This is a genomic window from Morganella sp. EGD-HP17 (assembly GCF_000512315.2).
In the GTDB taxonomy this organism is placed as follows: Bacteria; Pseudomonadota; Gammaproteobacteria; order Enterobacterales; family Enterobacteriaceae; genus Morganella; species Morganella morganii.
Genome location: NZ_AZRH01000001.1, coordinates 374,342 through 388,865, shown reverse-complemented (window position 1 = coordinate 388,865; position 14,524 = coordinate 374,342). Strand labels below are relative to the sequence as shown.

12 protein-coding genes are annotated in these 14,524 nt (G+C 52.4%); 6 read left to right on the top strand and 6 right to left on the bottom strand.

What is annotated here, in order from left to right; genetic code table 11:
- The first annotated feature begins 4 nt into the window (after nt 1–4).
- A complete protein-coding gene (locus X965_RS01720; protein ID WP_036416767.1) occupies nt 5–886 on the top strand; it encodes a pirin family protein in 882 nt (293 codons plus the stop codon).
- Nucleotides 887–963: 77 nt separating this feature from the next.
- Here the strand turns inward: X965_RS01720 and X965_RS01715 are convergent, their stop codons facing one another.
- The 3 genes from X965_RS01715 to X965_RS01705 all read right to left on the bottom strand — a co-directional run bounded on the left by X965_RS01715 (nt 964) and on the right by X965_RS01705 (nt 3,936).
- Nucleotides 964–2,061: a Fic family protein gene (locus X965_RS01715; protein ID WP_004237781.1), complete on the bottom strand. Its 1,098-nt coding sequence runs from the start codon at nt 2,059–2,061 to the stop codon at nt 964–966.
- Between the two features lie 74 nt (nt 2,062–2,135).
- On the bottom strand, nt 2,136–3,059 hold the full coding sequence (locus tag X965_RS01710; RefSeq protein ID WP_036416766.1) for a LysR substrate-binding domain-containing protein: 924 nt from the start codon (nt 3,057–3,059) through the stop codon (nt 2,136–2,138).
- A gap of 97 nt (nt 3,060–3,156) precedes the next feature.
- Nucleotides 3,157–3,936, bottom strand: coding sequence for an acetoin reductase (locus X965_RS01705; protein ID WP_004237779.1), 780 nt, complete (start codon nt 3,934–3,936; stop codon nt 3,157–3,159).
- A 417-nt stretch (nt 3,937–4,353) separates the two neighbouring features.
- On the opposite strand from X965_RS01705, the gene galS reads away from it, so the two are divergent.
- The 4 genes from galS (at nt 4,354) to mglC (ending at nt 9,228) form a co-directional block, all read left to right on the top strand.
- A complete protein-coding gene (gene galS, locus X965_RS01700) occupies nt 4,354–5,367 on the top strand; it encodes an HTH-type transcriptional regulator GalS (protein WP_032098325.1) in 1,014 nt (337 codons plus the stop codon).
- A 258-nt stretch (nt 5,368–5,625) separates the two neighbouring features.
- The gene (gene mglB, locus X965_RS01695) at nt 5,626–6,621 is read left to right on the top strand and encodes a galactose/glucose ABC transporter substrate-binding protein MglB (RefSeq protein WP_036416764.1); all 996 of its coding nucleotides are present in this window, start codon (nt 5,626–5,628) and stop codon (nt 6,619–6,621) included.
- Between the two features lie 73 nt (nt 6,622–6,694).
- Complete coding sequence (mglA, locus tag X965_RS01690; RefSeq protein ID WP_004237775.1) at nt 6,695–8,203, top strand: galactose/methyl galactoside ABC transporter ATP-binding protein MglA; 1,509 nt, start codon at nt 6,695–6,697, stop codon at nt 8,201–8,203.
- An 11-nt stretch (nt 8,204–8,214) separates the two neighbouring features.
- Nucleotides 8,215–9,228, top strand: coding sequence for a galactose/methyl galactoside ABC transporter permease MglC (mglC, locus tag X965_RS01685; RefSeq protein ID WP_004237773.1), 1,014 nt, complete (start codon nt 8,215–8,217; stop codon nt 9,226–9,228).
- Between the two features lie 64 nt (nt 9,229–9,292).
- On the opposite strand, the gene speB is transcribed toward mglC, so the two are convergent.
- Both speB and speA read right to left on the bottom strand, forming a co-directional pair.
- Nucleotides 9,293–10,216, bottom strand: coding sequence for an agmatinase (speB, locus tag X965_RS01680; protein ID WP_036416762.1), 924 nt, complete (start codon nt 10,214–10,216; stop codon nt 9,293–9,295).
- Between the two features lie 79 nt (nt 10,217–10,295).
- Nucleotides 10,296–12,200 (bottom strand): biosynthetic arginine decarboxylase, encoded by a 1,905-nt coding sequence (gene speA / locus X965_RS01675; protein WP_036416759.1) that lies wholly within the window; start codon nt 12,198–12,200, stop codon nt 10,296–10,298.
- 668 nt (nt 12,201–12,868) lie between these two features.
- Here speA and metK point away from each other — a divergent pair.
- A complete protein-coding gene (gene metK, locus X965_RS01660) occupies nt 12,869–14,023 on the top strand; it encodes a methionine adenosyltransferase (RefSeq protein WP_004237769.1) in 1,155 nt (384 codons plus the stop codon).
- Between the two features lie 74 nt (nt 14,024–14,097).
- Here metK and X965_RS01655 read toward each other — a convergent pair whose 3' ends face one another.
- Nucleotides 14,098–14,523: a DUF6691 family protein gene (locus X965_RS01655; RefSeq protein ID WP_036416754.1), complete on the bottom strand. Its 426-nt coding sequence runs from the start codon at nt 14,521–14,523 to the stop codon at nt 14,098–14,100.
- Nucleotide 14,524: the final 1 nt, after the last annotated feature.

Here is a 14,524-nt window from a genome sequence, read left to right as displayed (position 1 = left end):
CATCATGAGAAACATTATCGGCACCTACCGCGCACCGAAAGGCCATTGGGTCGGCGACGGATTTCCGGTCAGCCAGATGTTTTCCTACAGCAATCACGGCAAACATCTGAATCCGTTTATCCTGCTCGACCGCGCCGGTCCGGCGGATTTCCCGCCATCAGAAGGCGCCAACCGGGGAGTTGGTGAGCACCCGCACCGCGGCTTTGAAACCGTAACTATCGTCTATGACGGCGAGGTGGCTCACCATGACTCCACCGGTCAGGGCGGCGTGATCGGTAAAGGTGATGTGCAGTGGATGACTGCCGCATCCGGTATTCTGCATCAGGAATACCATTCTGACCGCTTTATGCGGGAAGGCGGCACGCTGGATATGGTGCAGTTGTGGGTGAATCTGCCTGCTTCCGCAAAATCCGCCGCACCGGGTTATCAGTTACTGGAAAATAACGCCATTCCGGCAGTGGCACTGCCGAATGACGCCGGGACATTACGGGTGATCGCCGGAGAATATGCCGGAGCACGCGGTCCGGCCCGGACCTTCACGGAAATGGATGTGTGGGATCTGCGCCTGAAAGCCGGAAAAGTCACCGGACTGGCGGCAAAAGCCAGCCGCAACGCCGGACTGATCGTTCTGCACGGCAGTATTTATGTCGACAGCCGCGCACCACTGCACACCGGCGAGCTGATGATCCTGGACGGCACTGACAGCACTGACAGCACCATTCTGCTGGAAGCCACCGAAGATGCGGTTGTCCTGTTCCTCAGCGGCGAGCCGATTGATGAGCCGGTTGTCGGTTACGGCCCGTTTGTGATGAACAGCGAGCAGGAAATCCGCGAAGCCATTGAGGATTTCAACAGCGGCCGTTTCGGACATATCCCCGCTGAGTAAGACCGATGAGGCAAATACGACCGCTATTTGCCTCACAAAATGAGGCGAATAGCGTGGTTATTTGCCTCATTCTCTTATTATCCCTTATTCAGACAATAGCGGCTGCTGCGCCCGCCACTTTCACTTTCCGTCAGATAACCGGACTCAACCAAGTCAGCCAGATGCCGTGTTGCACTGGCGCGGCTGACTTTTGCTACTGACATATACTGCCGGTTATTAATACCGTCAGCAAAATCACCGTCCAGCATCCGGTTCAGTACTTTAGCCTGCTCAGGTTTCAGCCGGTTCTGATCAAACCGGTGCCAGTATCTGTTTTTTTCCAGTGTCCGCCTGATTTGCGCCAGCGTTGCGCCGACAGACACAACCAGCATTTTCACAAACCACTCCAGCCACGGCGTAATGTCCGTTCCCTGCCGTTGTGTCTGCTCCAGCACATTATAATATTCTTTGCGGTGCTCATTGATGGTCTGTGACATTGCATACAACCGCACAGTGCTGTTTTCTGCCTGAGCCAGTGCCAGATCCATAATAAGACGCCCAATCCGGCCATTCCCGTCTTCAAAAGGATGAATAGTCAGAAACCACAAATGGGCAATGCCTGCCCGTAAAACGGGGTCAATACCGGCGTTATCTCTGCTTTCATTAAACCAGGCGATAAATGCGTTTATTTCTGACTCCACCCGTTCCGCCGGAGGGGCCTCAAAATGAATGACCGGTTTATCCAGCCTGCCGGATACCACCTGAACAGCCCCGGAACGGAAACACCCGCCGGTTGTCCGGTTAAAAAGGGTGTCATTTTCGGGGAATAACCAGGTATGCCATTTCAGAAGGCGAGCCGCAGAAAGCGGTTCACCGGGATTATTGATTGCATCCAGCGCTGACTCCACCAGACCTTCCGTACGTTTGTCCGCCGGATAAGAGACCTCCTCAGAAATACCAAGGTGATTAGCCAGTGATGATCTGACAGAACGGGCATCCGGTTTTTCCCCCTCAATATCACTTGAGTAGATAATATTTGCCAGAATCGTATCCAGTGTCTTATCTTCAGCAAGCTCAAGCGCTTTATTACTGCCGTATAAATCACCCTGAAGAAAAGCAGCCTCCCGCAGCAGCGGCAATAACTGCGGTAAATCATACGTAAATCCGGGCCAGCTATGATGCTCCCATATCCACATACTGCCTCCGATGAGTAGAATAACATCGCTATTCTACTCACTAACTGAGGCGAATAGAATGATTATTTGCCTCACTATTCCCCCGTCCCCGAAAACGCCGCCGTCTGCGGCACACGTTCCGCCAGATAATTCAGCAGTGCCTGCACCGCAGGTAACAGCCCTTTGCGGGACGGGAAAACCGCGTGGATCACATCCTGCGGGAACTGCCAGCCCGGCAGAACACGGACAAGCCGTCCGGCAGTCAAATCATTGAGAACCACACCTTCCGGCAGACGGGCAATGCCCAGCCCTTTGCATGCCGCGCGGTGCAGTGTCATGACATCAGTGGTGGCGAGGCGTGCTGTGAGGTGTTTGGTGATGCTGCTGCCGTCTTCGCCGGTCAGTGTCAGCGTGTAGTTTTGTTTTTGTTCGCTGTTGGCGAGGATCGGGAATTCTGTCAGTTCGTCCGGATGCTGAGGTGCCGCTTTTCCGGTAAATAACAGCGGTGAAGCAACCAGGATACGCCGCGAATAGCCCAGCACTTTCATGGTCAGCCCGGAATCATCCAACGGGAGGGAGCGCACCCGCAGTGCGAGATCAAACCCTTCGCTGATCACATCCACCGGACGGTTAACTGCCAGGATCTGCACATCAATATCGGGGTATTTCACCATAAAATCTGTCAGCAGATCCTGAAGATAAGCCTGTAACAGCGCGACCGGACAGGAAAACTTCACGCTGCCGCGCGGATGCCCCTGTACCGAGCAGATAATCTCTTCGGCGATCTCCGCCTCATCAATCACATTTTTACACTGCTGGTAGAAGGTCCGGCCGATCTCAGTGACATGAAACTGCCGGGTGGAGCGGTAGATCAATGAAATATTCAGTTTCTGTTCCAGATCAGCAATACGGCGGCTGAGCCGGGATTTCGGAATGCCCAGCGCTTCGCCCGCCGGGGAAAATCCACCGTATTCCACCACTTTCACAAAATAATAGAGGTCATTCAGATCGTATTTCATGCCTGTCACCCGCAGCGTTATCCTGCGGATCAGTATACATAAAAAAATCCGCCGCATTCAGCATGCGGCGGATGTCTGTGAATATAAACGCAATAATTTAGCGGTAAACAATCCCGCCGTCGGTCAGAATCGCCTGGCCGGTGATGTAATCCGAGTCGTCGCTTGCCAGGAAGGCAACCAGTGCCGCCACGTCATCCGGCGTCTGGGCGCGGCCCAGCGCGATACCATCGACATATTTTTTGTAAGTTTCCCCTTTCGGCGCGCCGGTGATTTCAGAGAAACGCTCATCAATTTCCACCCACATATCCGTGCCGACAATCCCCGGACAGTAAGCATTCACGGTGATCCCGCTGCTGGCAAATTCTTTGGCCGCCGCCTGTGTCAGTGCACGGACCGCAAATTTAGTGGCGGAATAGACGCCGAGTAAGGCAAAACCATCATGTCCGGCAATGGATGAGGCGTTAATGATTTTCCCTTTCTGTCCGCGTGCTTTGAATTTGGCCGCTGCGGCCTGAATTCCCCACATCGTGCCATCGACGTTAATGCGGAAAATACGATCCATATCCTCCGGCAGCACATCTTCAATGGCTTTAACCTGTGCAATACCGGCGTTATTGACGATAACATCAAAACCGCCCAATGCTTGTTCTGCTTTATCAACAACCGCAAAAACCTGATCGCGCTGACTGATATCTGCGGTGAATACCGCCGCTTTGCGGCCCAGGGCTTCCACTTCTTTTTTGACTTTCGCCAGCCCTTCTTCTTTCAGATCCACCAGCGCGATATCCGCCCCTTCTTTGGCTAAGCGCAGTGCAATACCACGACCAATCCCCTGTGCAGCGCCGGTAACCAGAACCACTTTACCCGTTAGTGCCATGATGTGCTCCTTATGAGTGAGGTATTTCGTTATGATATTAATACTCATTTAAAAACATACGCGTTTTTACCCGGGTTGCAAGCCGGTAAGCACATAATGAGCAACTGTCCTGCCATGTGACAACACATCGCTGTAACAAAATTCATCGGAGTCTCATTCCGTAACATTCCCTGTCCTGCATAACCCACCCGCCGGAAACAAAACAATCAGTATCATTTATATATTAATAATTTCAGTGAATGTAACCCAAAACGCTGTTACAGACTCTGGTGAAGGGATTCAGCTTACCGTTACAGGCGGATAATCCGAAAAAATCAATGTAAACGCTTTCTTTTGCTGTGAGATGAATCACACGGTCATCACGCACTCCGGGTTAAGATGGCAACATGTTTCATTACCTCTGACCTGTAATTTCTGATGACATCTATACACCCCGTAACTATCCGTGATGTTGCAAAACGCGCCGGTGTCTCCGTTGCCACGGTATCCCGTGTGCTGAACAATACGGCGGCCACCCGCTCAGAGACCCGGGAACTGGTGATGAACGCCGTGACTGAGCTGGATTACCGGCCAAACGCCAATGCACAGGCACTGGCCAGCCAGAGCAGTGATATTCTCGGCGTGGTGGTGATGGATGTGGCCGACCCGTTTTTCGGCGCGCTGGTCAAAGCGGTGGACACAGTCGCCCAGCAGCACAGCAAGCATGTGCTGATCGGCAACGGCTACCATCAGGCAGAGCAGGAGCGTCATGCCATTGAAGTACTGATCCGCCAGCGCTGCAACGCCCTGGTGGTGCATTCCAAAGCGCTCAGTGACGCGGAACTGAGTGATTTTCTCCGTCAGGTGCCCGGCATGACCGTTATTAACCGCGTTATTCCCGGTTTTGAGCACCGCTGTGTCGGGCTGGATAACCTGTCCGGCGGGGAAATGGCGACCCGTCTGCTGATCTCTCAGGGGCATCAGCGCATTGGTTATCTCGGCTCCACCCATGAGATAGAAGATAATACCCTGCGTTATCAGGGTTATACCCGTGCCATGAAAGCCGCCGGACTGACAACTGGTGCAGCCTGGTATGCCGCCGGTTCGCCGGATTCTGACGGCGGTGAGGCCGCCATGATAGAGCTGCTGAGCCGTAATCAGGCACTCTCCGCTGTGTTTGCCTATAACGATGCCATGGCGGCCGGCGCTATGTCGGTACTGAATGAAAACGGTATCCGCGTGCCGCAGCAGTTTTCCCTGATCGGCTTTGATGATATTCCCGCCGCCCGTTTCACCACTCCGAAGCTGACCACAGTACGCTACCCGGTGGTCTCCATGGCCATGCTGGCGACAGAACTTGCCTTAGCGGGCGCCGCCGGAACCTTGCCGCCGCCGGAGTCCCATGTGTTTATGCCGACCCTGGTTATCCGTCACTCTTCTGCCTACCGGTGATATTTCTCCATGTAAACGTTTTCAATCTGTGAGTCTATTCACAGACGGATAACAACTCTCATTTTATGATCCGGGCGTTTCCTGACGTTATCGTCATGTCCCAGGTTCTGCCATCTTCTTACCGGCATGCCGTTTTATTTATAAATTATTATTATCATTTGCCGGAAGAATGATAAACACCGCCCCTGCCTTTCCTCTGAATAACAGGTGGCGTCATAAATAAAAACTGTACCCTATCCCCCGACCCGGAGGCAGAGAATGAAGAAGCATTTTGTCCTGGCAGGCGTTGCCGCCGCCATGCTGTTTGGTGCTGCGGCACAGGCACAGGCTGATACCCGTATTGGTGTGACCATCTACAAATACGATGACAACTTTATGTCTATCGTCCGTAAAGCCCTTGAAAAAGATGCAAAAAATTCACCGGAAATCACCCTTCTGATGAATGATTCACAAAACGACCAGTCCAAACAGAATGATCAGATTGATGTGCTGCTGGCCAAGGGCGTTAAAGCACTGGCGATCAACCTGGTTGACCCTGCCGCCGCCCCTGTGATCATCGACAAAGCAAAATCCAGTGATATTCCGGTCGTATTCTTCAATAAAGAGCCTTCGCGCAAAGCCCTCGACAGTTACGACAAAGCCTGGTTTGTCGGTACCGACTCCAAAGAATCCGGGGTTATCCAGGGTGAGCTGATTGCCAAACACTGGGCAGCCAACCCGGCGTGGGATCTGAACAAAGACGGTAAAATTCAGTATGTGCTGATCAAAGGTGAGCCGGGTCATCCGGATGCGGAAGCCCGTACCACCTATTCGGTCAAAACCCTGAATGAGAAAGGCATCCCGACAGAGCAGCTTCAGCTCGATACCGCAATGTGGGATACCGCACAGGCCAAAGATAAAATGGATGCATGGCTCTCCGGCCCGAATGCAGACAAAATCGAAGTGGTCATTGCCAACAATGACGCGATGGCAATGGGCGCGGTTGAAGCCCTGAAAGCACACAACAAAACCAATATCCTGGTCTTTGGTGTGGATGCGCTGCCGGAAGCCCTCTCAATGGTGAAATCCGGGGCAATGGCCGGTACGGTGCTGAATGACGCGGAAAACCAGGCGAAAGCCACCATGGCTATCACCAAAAACCTGGCGGAAGGCAAACCGGCAGCGGAAGGCACAAACTACAAAATTGAGAACAATGTTATCCGTGTGCCGTATGTCGGCGTGGATAAAGAGAACCTGTCACAGTTTATAAAATAAGCAGTGATTCTTTCCGCCCGCAGCATCCGTGCTGCGGGCGTGTCCGGAACGATAACATTAGCCAGGTGTATGTATGGCCGACAGCTCAGGCGAATATCTGCTGGAAATGATGCATATCAATAAGTCATTTCCCGGCGTTAAGGCACTCGATAATGTCAATTTACGGGTACGACCGCACTCCGTTCATGCCCTGATGGGCGAAAACGGTGCCGGTAAATCCACATTATTAAAATGCCTTTTCGGGATTTATAAAAAAGACAGCGGCAGCATCCTGTTTCAGGGACAGGAAATCGATTTTAAAGGCTCAAAAGAGGCACTGGAACACGGCGTGTCCATGGTGCATCAGGAGCTGAACCTGGTGCTTCAGCGCTCGGTGATGGACAACATGTGGCTGGGACGGTATCCCGCCAAAGGGTTTTTTGTCGATCAGAACAAGATGCTGAAAGACACCCAGGCCATCTTTGATGAGCTGGATATCGATATCGATCCGCGGGAAAAAGTCCGCAATCTGTCCGTCTCGCAAATGCAGATGATCGAAATCGCCAAGGCGTTTTCCTATAACGCCAAAATTGTGATCATGGATGAGCCGACCTCCTCCCTGACCGAAAAAGAAGTCAATCATCTGTTTACCATTATCCGCAAGCTGAAAGATCGCGGCTGCGGCATCGTCTATATCTCCCACAAAATGGAAGAAATTTTCCGTCTCTGTGATGAGATAACCATTCTGCGTGACGGCCAGTGGATCTCCACACAGCCCCTCGAAGGGCTGACGATGGATAACATTATTGCCGCCATGGTCGGGCGCACACTCAGCCAGCGTTTCCCGGAAAAACAGAGCACACCGGGGGATGTCATGCTGGAAGTCAGAAACCTGACGTCTCTGCGCCAGCCGTCTATCCGCGATATCAGTTTCGATCTGCATCAGGGGGAAATCCTCGGTATCGCCGGTCTGGTCGGTGCAAAACGGACGGATATTCTCGAAACCCTGTTCGGGATCCGCGAGAAATCCTCCGGCACCATCACACTGAGAGGGAAAACCATTAAGAACAACAGTGCGAATGAAGCCATTAATCACGGTTTCGCACTGGTCACCGAAGAGCGCCGCGCCACGGGAATCTATGCCTGGCTGAATATCAGCTTTAACTCGCTGATTTCAAACATGGGCAAATATAAAAATAAACTGGGTCTGCTGGATAACAGCAAAATGAAAAGTGATACCCAGTGGGTAATTGATGCCATGCGGGTGAAAACCCCCGGCCATCACACCCAGATAGGCTCGCTATCCGGCGGGAATCAGCAGAAGGTGATTATCGGCCGCTGGCTGCTGACACAACCGGAAGTGTTAATGCTGGATGAACCGACACGGGGTATTGATGTCGGGGCAAAATTTGAAATTTATCAGCTAATTACTGAACTGGCCAAAAAAGGAAAAGGGATCATTATCGTTTCCTCCGAAATGCCGGAACTGCTGGGGATCACAGACCGGATTCTGGTGATGAGCAACGGTGAGGTCGCCGGTATCGTCAACACCCGTGACACTTCGCAGAGTGAGATTTTACGTCTCGCCTCCCTTCACCTTTAAGGATATTAACAATGAGCGCAGCATTAAATAAAAAAAGCTTCCTGTCCTATCTGAAGGACGGGGGGATTTATGTGGTTCTGCTGGTCTTACTGGCGATCATTATCATTCAGGACCCGACATTCCTCAGCCTGATGAACCTGAGTAATATCCTCACCCAATCCTCGGTGCGGATTATTATCGCGCTGGGTGTCGCAGGGCTGATTGTCACCCAGGGTACGGATTTATCCGCCGGCCGTCAGGTCGGGCTGGCGGCGGTGATTGCGGCAACATTGCTGCAATCTATGGAAAACGTGAACAAAGTTTTCCCGCAGATGGAAACCTGGTCTATCCCGATGGTGATCCTGCTGGTGTGCGCGGTCGGTGCGGTTATCGGTCTGGTTAACGGCCTGATTATTGCCTATCTCAATGTCACGCCGTTTATTACCACACTCGGTACCATGATCATTGTCTACGGTATCAACTCCCTGTATTACGACTCTGTCGGTGCTTCTCCGGTGGCGGGGTTTGATCCGAAATTCTCTGAATTTGCCCAGGGATTTATCCGTTTCGGTGATTTTAAGCTGTCATATATTACGTTCTATGCCGCGATAGCCGTCTTTTTTGTCTGGATCCTGTGGAATAAAACCCGCTTTGGTAAAAATATCTTTGCCATCGGCGGTAACCCGGAAGCGGCTAAAGTGTCCGGCGTGAATGTCGGCCTGAACCTGATTATGATTTATGCCTTATCCGGCGTGTTCTATGCCTTCGGCGGGTTGCTGGAAGCCGGACGTATCGGCAGTGCGACCAACAACCTCGGCTTTATGTATGAGCTGGATGCCATCGCGGCCTGCGTGGTGGGCGGCGTATCCTTCTCCGGCGGGGTCGGGACTGTGCTGGGCGTGGTGACCGGGGTGCTGATTTTTACCCTGATAAACTACGGCCTGACCTATATCGGCATCAACCCGTACTGGCAGTACATTATCAAGGGCAGCATCATTATTTTTGCCGTCGCGCTGGATTCACTGAAATACGCGAAGAAAAAATAATCCCGCTGAAATGCAAAAAGACCCGCACTGCGGGTCTTTTGTTTTAACGGTGGTGAAACCGGTTTCAGCCTTTCTTCGCGGCCTGGAGATAGAGCATTTCCAGTGCGATGGTTGCGCCGGCCAGTGCCGTAATATCGGACTGATCATACGCCGGTGCCACTTCCACCAGATCCATGCCAACGATATTCAGCGGCTGAAGGCCGCGCAGCAGTTTCAGCGCACGATCTGTTGTCAGCCCGCCGATAACCGGTGTGCCGGTGCCCGGGGCAAATGCCGGGTCCAGACAGTCGATATCGAAGGTCAGATAAACCGGCATATCACCGACAATCGTTTTCACCTGAGCAATCACATCATCCACGGTGCGGTCATTGACCTGCGCCGCATCAATCACGGTGAAACCGTTATCTGTTTCATGCTCGGTACGGATACCAATCTGCACGGAATGCGCCGGGTCAATCAGTCCCTCATTCGGGGCGTGATAGAACATGGTGCCGTGGTCAAATTTGCTGCCGTTGCCGTAAGTGTCGGTATGAGCATCGAAATGCACCAGCGCCATCTTACCGAAATGTTTGGCATGCGCGCGCAGCAGCGGCAGAGTCACAAAGTGATCGCCCCCGAAAGAGAGACATTTTTTACCGGACGCCAGCACTTTTTCTGTGTGTGCCTGTAACTTATCACTCATGTCCTGTGCATCACCGAACGCGAACACCAGATCACCGCAATCCACCACATTCAGGCGCTCGCGCATATCGAATGTCCACGGCCAGCGGTTACCTTCCCAGGCCAGATTGGTTGAAATCTGACGGATGGCTGCAGGTCCGTGACGGGAACCCGCGCGGCCGGAGGTCGCCATATCAAACGGAACACCGGTGATCACCCAGTCAGCGTCACTGGTGTACGGCTGGAAATTCAGCGGCAGGCGGAGAAAACCAAACGCATTAGAGACCAGTGAGTTATCGGTCTGATTGCCTAATGTGCTGTTAATCATAATGATTCCTTTATCAATGTCTTACTGACACAAAACCGGACGTAATAAATATCCCGCCGGGTATTATTCATCTTCTAAGCTATTCGTCTTCTAAATACGTGTAACCGTACAGGCCGCTCTCGAACTCTTCGGTAAAGGCCTTTTGCTCCTCTTCATCCAGATCAGAGATTTTCACCTGATCACGGAAGCGTTCGAGCAGAATTTTCGGATCCAGCTTCACATACTGAAGCATATCCGCCACGGAATCGCCCTCTTCACTTTCCAGATAGCGCACCTGACCGTTTTCGCCGACATACACATCCAGTGCAGCGGTATCGCCGAACAGGTTATGCATATTGCCGAGGATTTCCTGGTAAGCACCAATCATGAAAAAGCCCATCATCGGCGGATTTTCCGGGTCATAAGATGGCATCGGCATGGTGGTCGCCACCCCGTCACCATCCACATAGTGGTCGATAATACCGTCGGAGTCACAGGTGATATCCAGCAGCACCGCGCGGCGATCCAGCGGCTTATCCAGCCCTTCAATCGGCAGTACCGGGAACAGCTGATCAATCCCCCACGCATCCGGCAGTGACTGGAACAGCGAGAAATTCACATAGAATTTATCCGCCATGCGTTCCTGCAGTTCATCGATAATCGGACGGTGTGCGCGGTTACCCGGATCGAGATCCTGCTGGATACGGCGGCAGATATTCAGATACAGCCCTTCTGCCCAGGCGCGTTCAGTCAGGGACAGCATGCCCTGCGCGTACTGGGTGTGAATATCATGCAGGTCGAGCTGGCTGTCGTGCAGCCATTCGCGCAGAGAGCGGGTATTGCCCTTGCTCTGCATCTCTTCCCAGGTTTCCCACAGGCTGGCAACCGGACGCGGTGCGTCTTCGGCAGGCGCCGCCACCGGGGAGAACTCGTTGCGCTCAACACCGATCACATTGGATACCAGTACGGTATGGTGCGCCGTCAGGGCTCGGCCGGATTCGGTAATAACTGTCGGGTGCAGCAGGCCGTGCTCTTCACAGGCATCGCCGATAGCCCAGATCACATTATTGGCATACTCATTCAGCCCGTAGTTCACAGAGCAGTCAGACTGCGAACGGGTACCTTCATAATCCACCCCGAGGCCGCCGCCGACATCAAAGCACTGAATATTGACACCCAGCTGATGCAGTTCAACATAAAAACGGGCGGATTCACGGACACCGGTCGCGATATCGCGGATATTCGCCATCTGCGAACCGAGGTGGAAATGCAGCAGCTGCAGGCTCTCCAGGCTGTCAGCCTGACGCAGCATATCAATCAGCTGCAGTACCTGGGTGGCCGCCAGACCGAACTTGGATTTCTCGCCGCCGCTGGCCTGCCATTTACCGGATCCCTGAGACGCCAGACGCGCCCGCACGCCCAGGCGCGGTACCACATCCAGATTTTTGGCTTCTTCAAGCACCACGGCGATTTCAGACATTTTTTCAATCACAAGATACACTTTGTGACCGAGTTTCTCGCCCATCAGGGCAAGACGGATATACTCGCGGTCTTTATAGCCGTTGCAGACGATCACACTGCGGGTCATACCGGCGTGCGCCAGTACCGCCATCAGCTCTGCTTTGGAACCGGCTTCCAGTCCCAGCGGCTCCCCGGCATTGACCAGGGTTTCAATCACGCGCCGCTGCTGGTTGACCTTAATCGGGTAAACCAGAAAATAATCACCTTTGTAACCATAGGATTCGCGGGCACGGCGGAACGCGGCATTAATCGAACGCAGACGATGCTGCAAAATCTGCGGAAAGCAGAATAATGCAGGCAGACGGATGTGCTCCCGCTCTTTCTGCACACGATTAACCAGCTCAGCCAGATCAACGGCGGCCTGCGGCATCTCCGGATTCGGGCAGACGGTGACATGACCGAGGTCATTCACACCGTAATAGCTGCCGCCCCAGTACGCGATGTTATAGGTCTGCTGCATCTTCAGCGCGATATTATCATTCATTAGTCATCTCCTGATTCTGGAGTGAAACTTACCTGTATGGCTGACATACGCCTATCCCCCTTCACCGTGGGATAAATCTGTCCTGTTGACAAGTAAAAATTCAAAATGGATTACATCATCCGGCAAAAACCGGACACAGATTTACGGGCTTACCGCAGAGTGACCCGCCTGCTTGCGTTATCCGGTCTGTTTGAGTGTAACGGATACGGAAAACACCGTGCAGAGCACGTGTCAGTCAGAGAGGAAGAGAGAACAGAAAAAGACGCGGACACATGCTGTAAAGCACGTGGCTGTTGAACGTCAACAAGCAGCAGATAATGGTTCATTAACCCATTTACCCCCACACAGGATTACACACCGTAACCCCCGCCTGAATCATACAGAAAACCTGAGTTTCTGCCGTTTATAACTGAAGAAAAATTCACAGCTACTGGCCGCAGTTTATACCGGTTATGACACAAAAATGCAAAATCAAAATGACGGATAAGTGTAAAAAATAAAAAACAGTCACGTAACACATTCTGAAAAGTGAAAAAAACCAGCGGAAAAACCGGAGGCACTATAAAATTTCTGGAACCACTGCCGATTATACATTAGAATAGCCGTCTAGAAGTTAATACATCCATCAATGTACCGAAAGTTCACTTCACTTAAGGTAGAGAAAAATAATGACTACACATCTTTTCACTTCTGAGTCCGTATCTGAAGGACACCCGGATAAAATTGCCGACCAAATTTCGGATGCAGTCCTTGATGCGATTTTAGAACAAGATCCCAAAGCGCGTGTTGCCTGCGAAACCTATGTCAAAACCGGTATGGTTCTGGTCGGCGGTGAAATCACCACCAGGGCATGGGTTGATATTGAGGAAATCACGCGCCGTACTGTCCGTGAGATTGGCTATACCAGCTCATCCATGGGCTTCGATGCTGATTCCTGTGCGGTAATCAGTGCTATCGGCAAACAATCTGCCGACATCAACCAGGGCGTTGACCGCGCTGACCCGCTTGAGCAGGGTGCCGGTGACCAGGGTCTGATGTTTGGTTATGCCTCAAACGAAACTGACGTGCTGATGCCGGCACCAATCACCTATGCTCACCGTCTGGTCGAGCGTCAGGCTCAGGTACGTAAAAGCGGTACGCTGCCGTGGCTGCGTCCGGATGCGAAAAGCCAGATCACCTTCCGTTACGATGACAACAAAATCGCCGGGATTGATGCGGTTGTGCTGTCAACCCAGCATTCTGAAGATATCTCACAGAAAGATCTGCATGAAGCGGTGATGGAAGAGATCATCAAACCGGTTCTGCCGGTTGAGTGGCTGGATCCGACCACCAAATATTTCATCAACCCGACCGGCCGTTTTGTTATCGGCGGACCAATGGGTGACTGCGGTCTGACCGGCCGTAAAATCATCGTCGATACCTACGGCGGCATGGCACGTCACGGCGGCGGCGCATTCTCCGGTAAGGATCCGTCAAAAGTTGACCGTTCCGCAGCCTATGCGGCCCGTTATGTGGCAAAAAATATTGTCGCTGCCGGTCTTGCTGACCGCTGTGAAATCCAGGTCTCCTACGCAATTGGCGTGGCAGAGCCGACGTCCATTATGGTGGAAACCTTCGGTACCGGTAAAGTCTCCAACCAGCAACTGACGCTGCTGGTGCGCGAGTTCTTCGACCTGCGTCCGTACGGTCTGATTCAGATGCTGGATCTGCTGCACCCGATTTATCAGGAAACCGCAGCATACGGTCACTTCGGGCGTCCTCAGTTCCCGTGGGAAAAAACCGACAAAGCAGAGCAGCTGCGCGAAGCCGCTGGTCTGAAATAATTCCCTGTTATATTAACAGGCACAAAAAACCGGCTTTTCAGCCGGTTTTTTTATGTTCTGAATCCGTAAATACATTATGATTTACTGCACTGCCGTGATGAATACAGTGCAAAAATCACCATCCCGGCAATCATTGACGCAGTAAATACCAGTCCTTTAATGCTGAGCATCCCGGATAACACAATACCTGGTCCGGGGCAGATCCCCGCCAGCCCCCAGCCGATACCAAACAACAGTGCGCCGGTCAGCAGCCGTTTATCAATTTTACTGTTTGCCGGTAATTCAAGCGGCGTGCCGCATACGGTCTTTTTGCGTTTTTTGGCCACGATAAAGGCAACCATACTGACTGCCATCGCCACCGCCATGGTGATCAGCAGAGAAGGATCCCAGTTGCCGGTAATATCCAGAAACGCCAGAATTTTCTGCGGATTACCCATCCCGGGCACCAGCAAACCGAGGCCGAACAAAATCCCGCTGATTAATGCAGTGATAACAGGCATA

Bases quoted from the DNA above. Each gene is read 5' to 3' on its own strand.
- X965_RS01720 (WP_036416767.1), top strand. From the start codon at position 5: ATGAGAAACATTATCGGCACCTACCGCGCACCGAAAGGCCATTGGGTC.
- X965_RS01715 (WP_004237781.1), bottom strand. From the start codon at position 2,061: ATGTGGATATGGGAGCATCATAGCTGGCCCGGATTTACGTATGATTTA.
- X965_RS01710 (WP_036416766.1), bottom strand. From the start codon at position 3,059: ATGAAATACGATCTGAATGACCTCTATTATTTTGTGAAAGTGGTGGAA.
- X965_RS01705 (WP_004237779.1), bottom strand. From the start codon at position 3,936: ATGGCACTAACGGGTAAAGTGGTTCTGGTTACCGGCGCTGCACAGGGG.
- galS (WP_032098325.1), top strand. From the start codon at position 4,354: ATGACATCTATACACCCCGTAACTATCCGTGATGTTGCAAAACGCGCC.
- mglB (WP_036416764.1), top strand. From the start codon at position 5,626: ATGAAGAAGCATTTTGTCCTGGCAGGCGTTGCCGCCGCCATGCTGTTT.
- mglA (WP_004237775.1), top strand. From the start codon at position 6,695: ATGGCCGACAGCTCAGGCGAATATCTGCTGGAAATGATGCATATCAAT.
- mglC (WP_004237773.1), top strand. From the start codon at position 8,215: ATGAGCGCAGCATTAAATAAAAAAAGCTTCCTGTCCTATCTGAAGGAC.
- speB (WP_036416762.1), bottom strand. From the start codon at position 10,216: ATGATTAACAGCACATTAGGCAATCAGACCGATAACTCACTGGTCTCT.
- speA (WP_036416759.1), bottom strand. From the start codon at position 12,200: ATGAATGATAATATCGCGCTGAAGATGCAGCAGACCTATAACATCGCG.
- metK (WP_004237769.1), top strand. From the start codon at position 12,869: ATGACTACACATCTTTTCACTTCTGAGTCCGTATCTGAAGGACACCCG.
- X965_RS01655 (WP_036416754.1), bottom strand. From the start codon at position 14,523: ATGCCTGTTATCACTGCATTAATCAGCGGGATTTTGTTCGGCCTCGGT.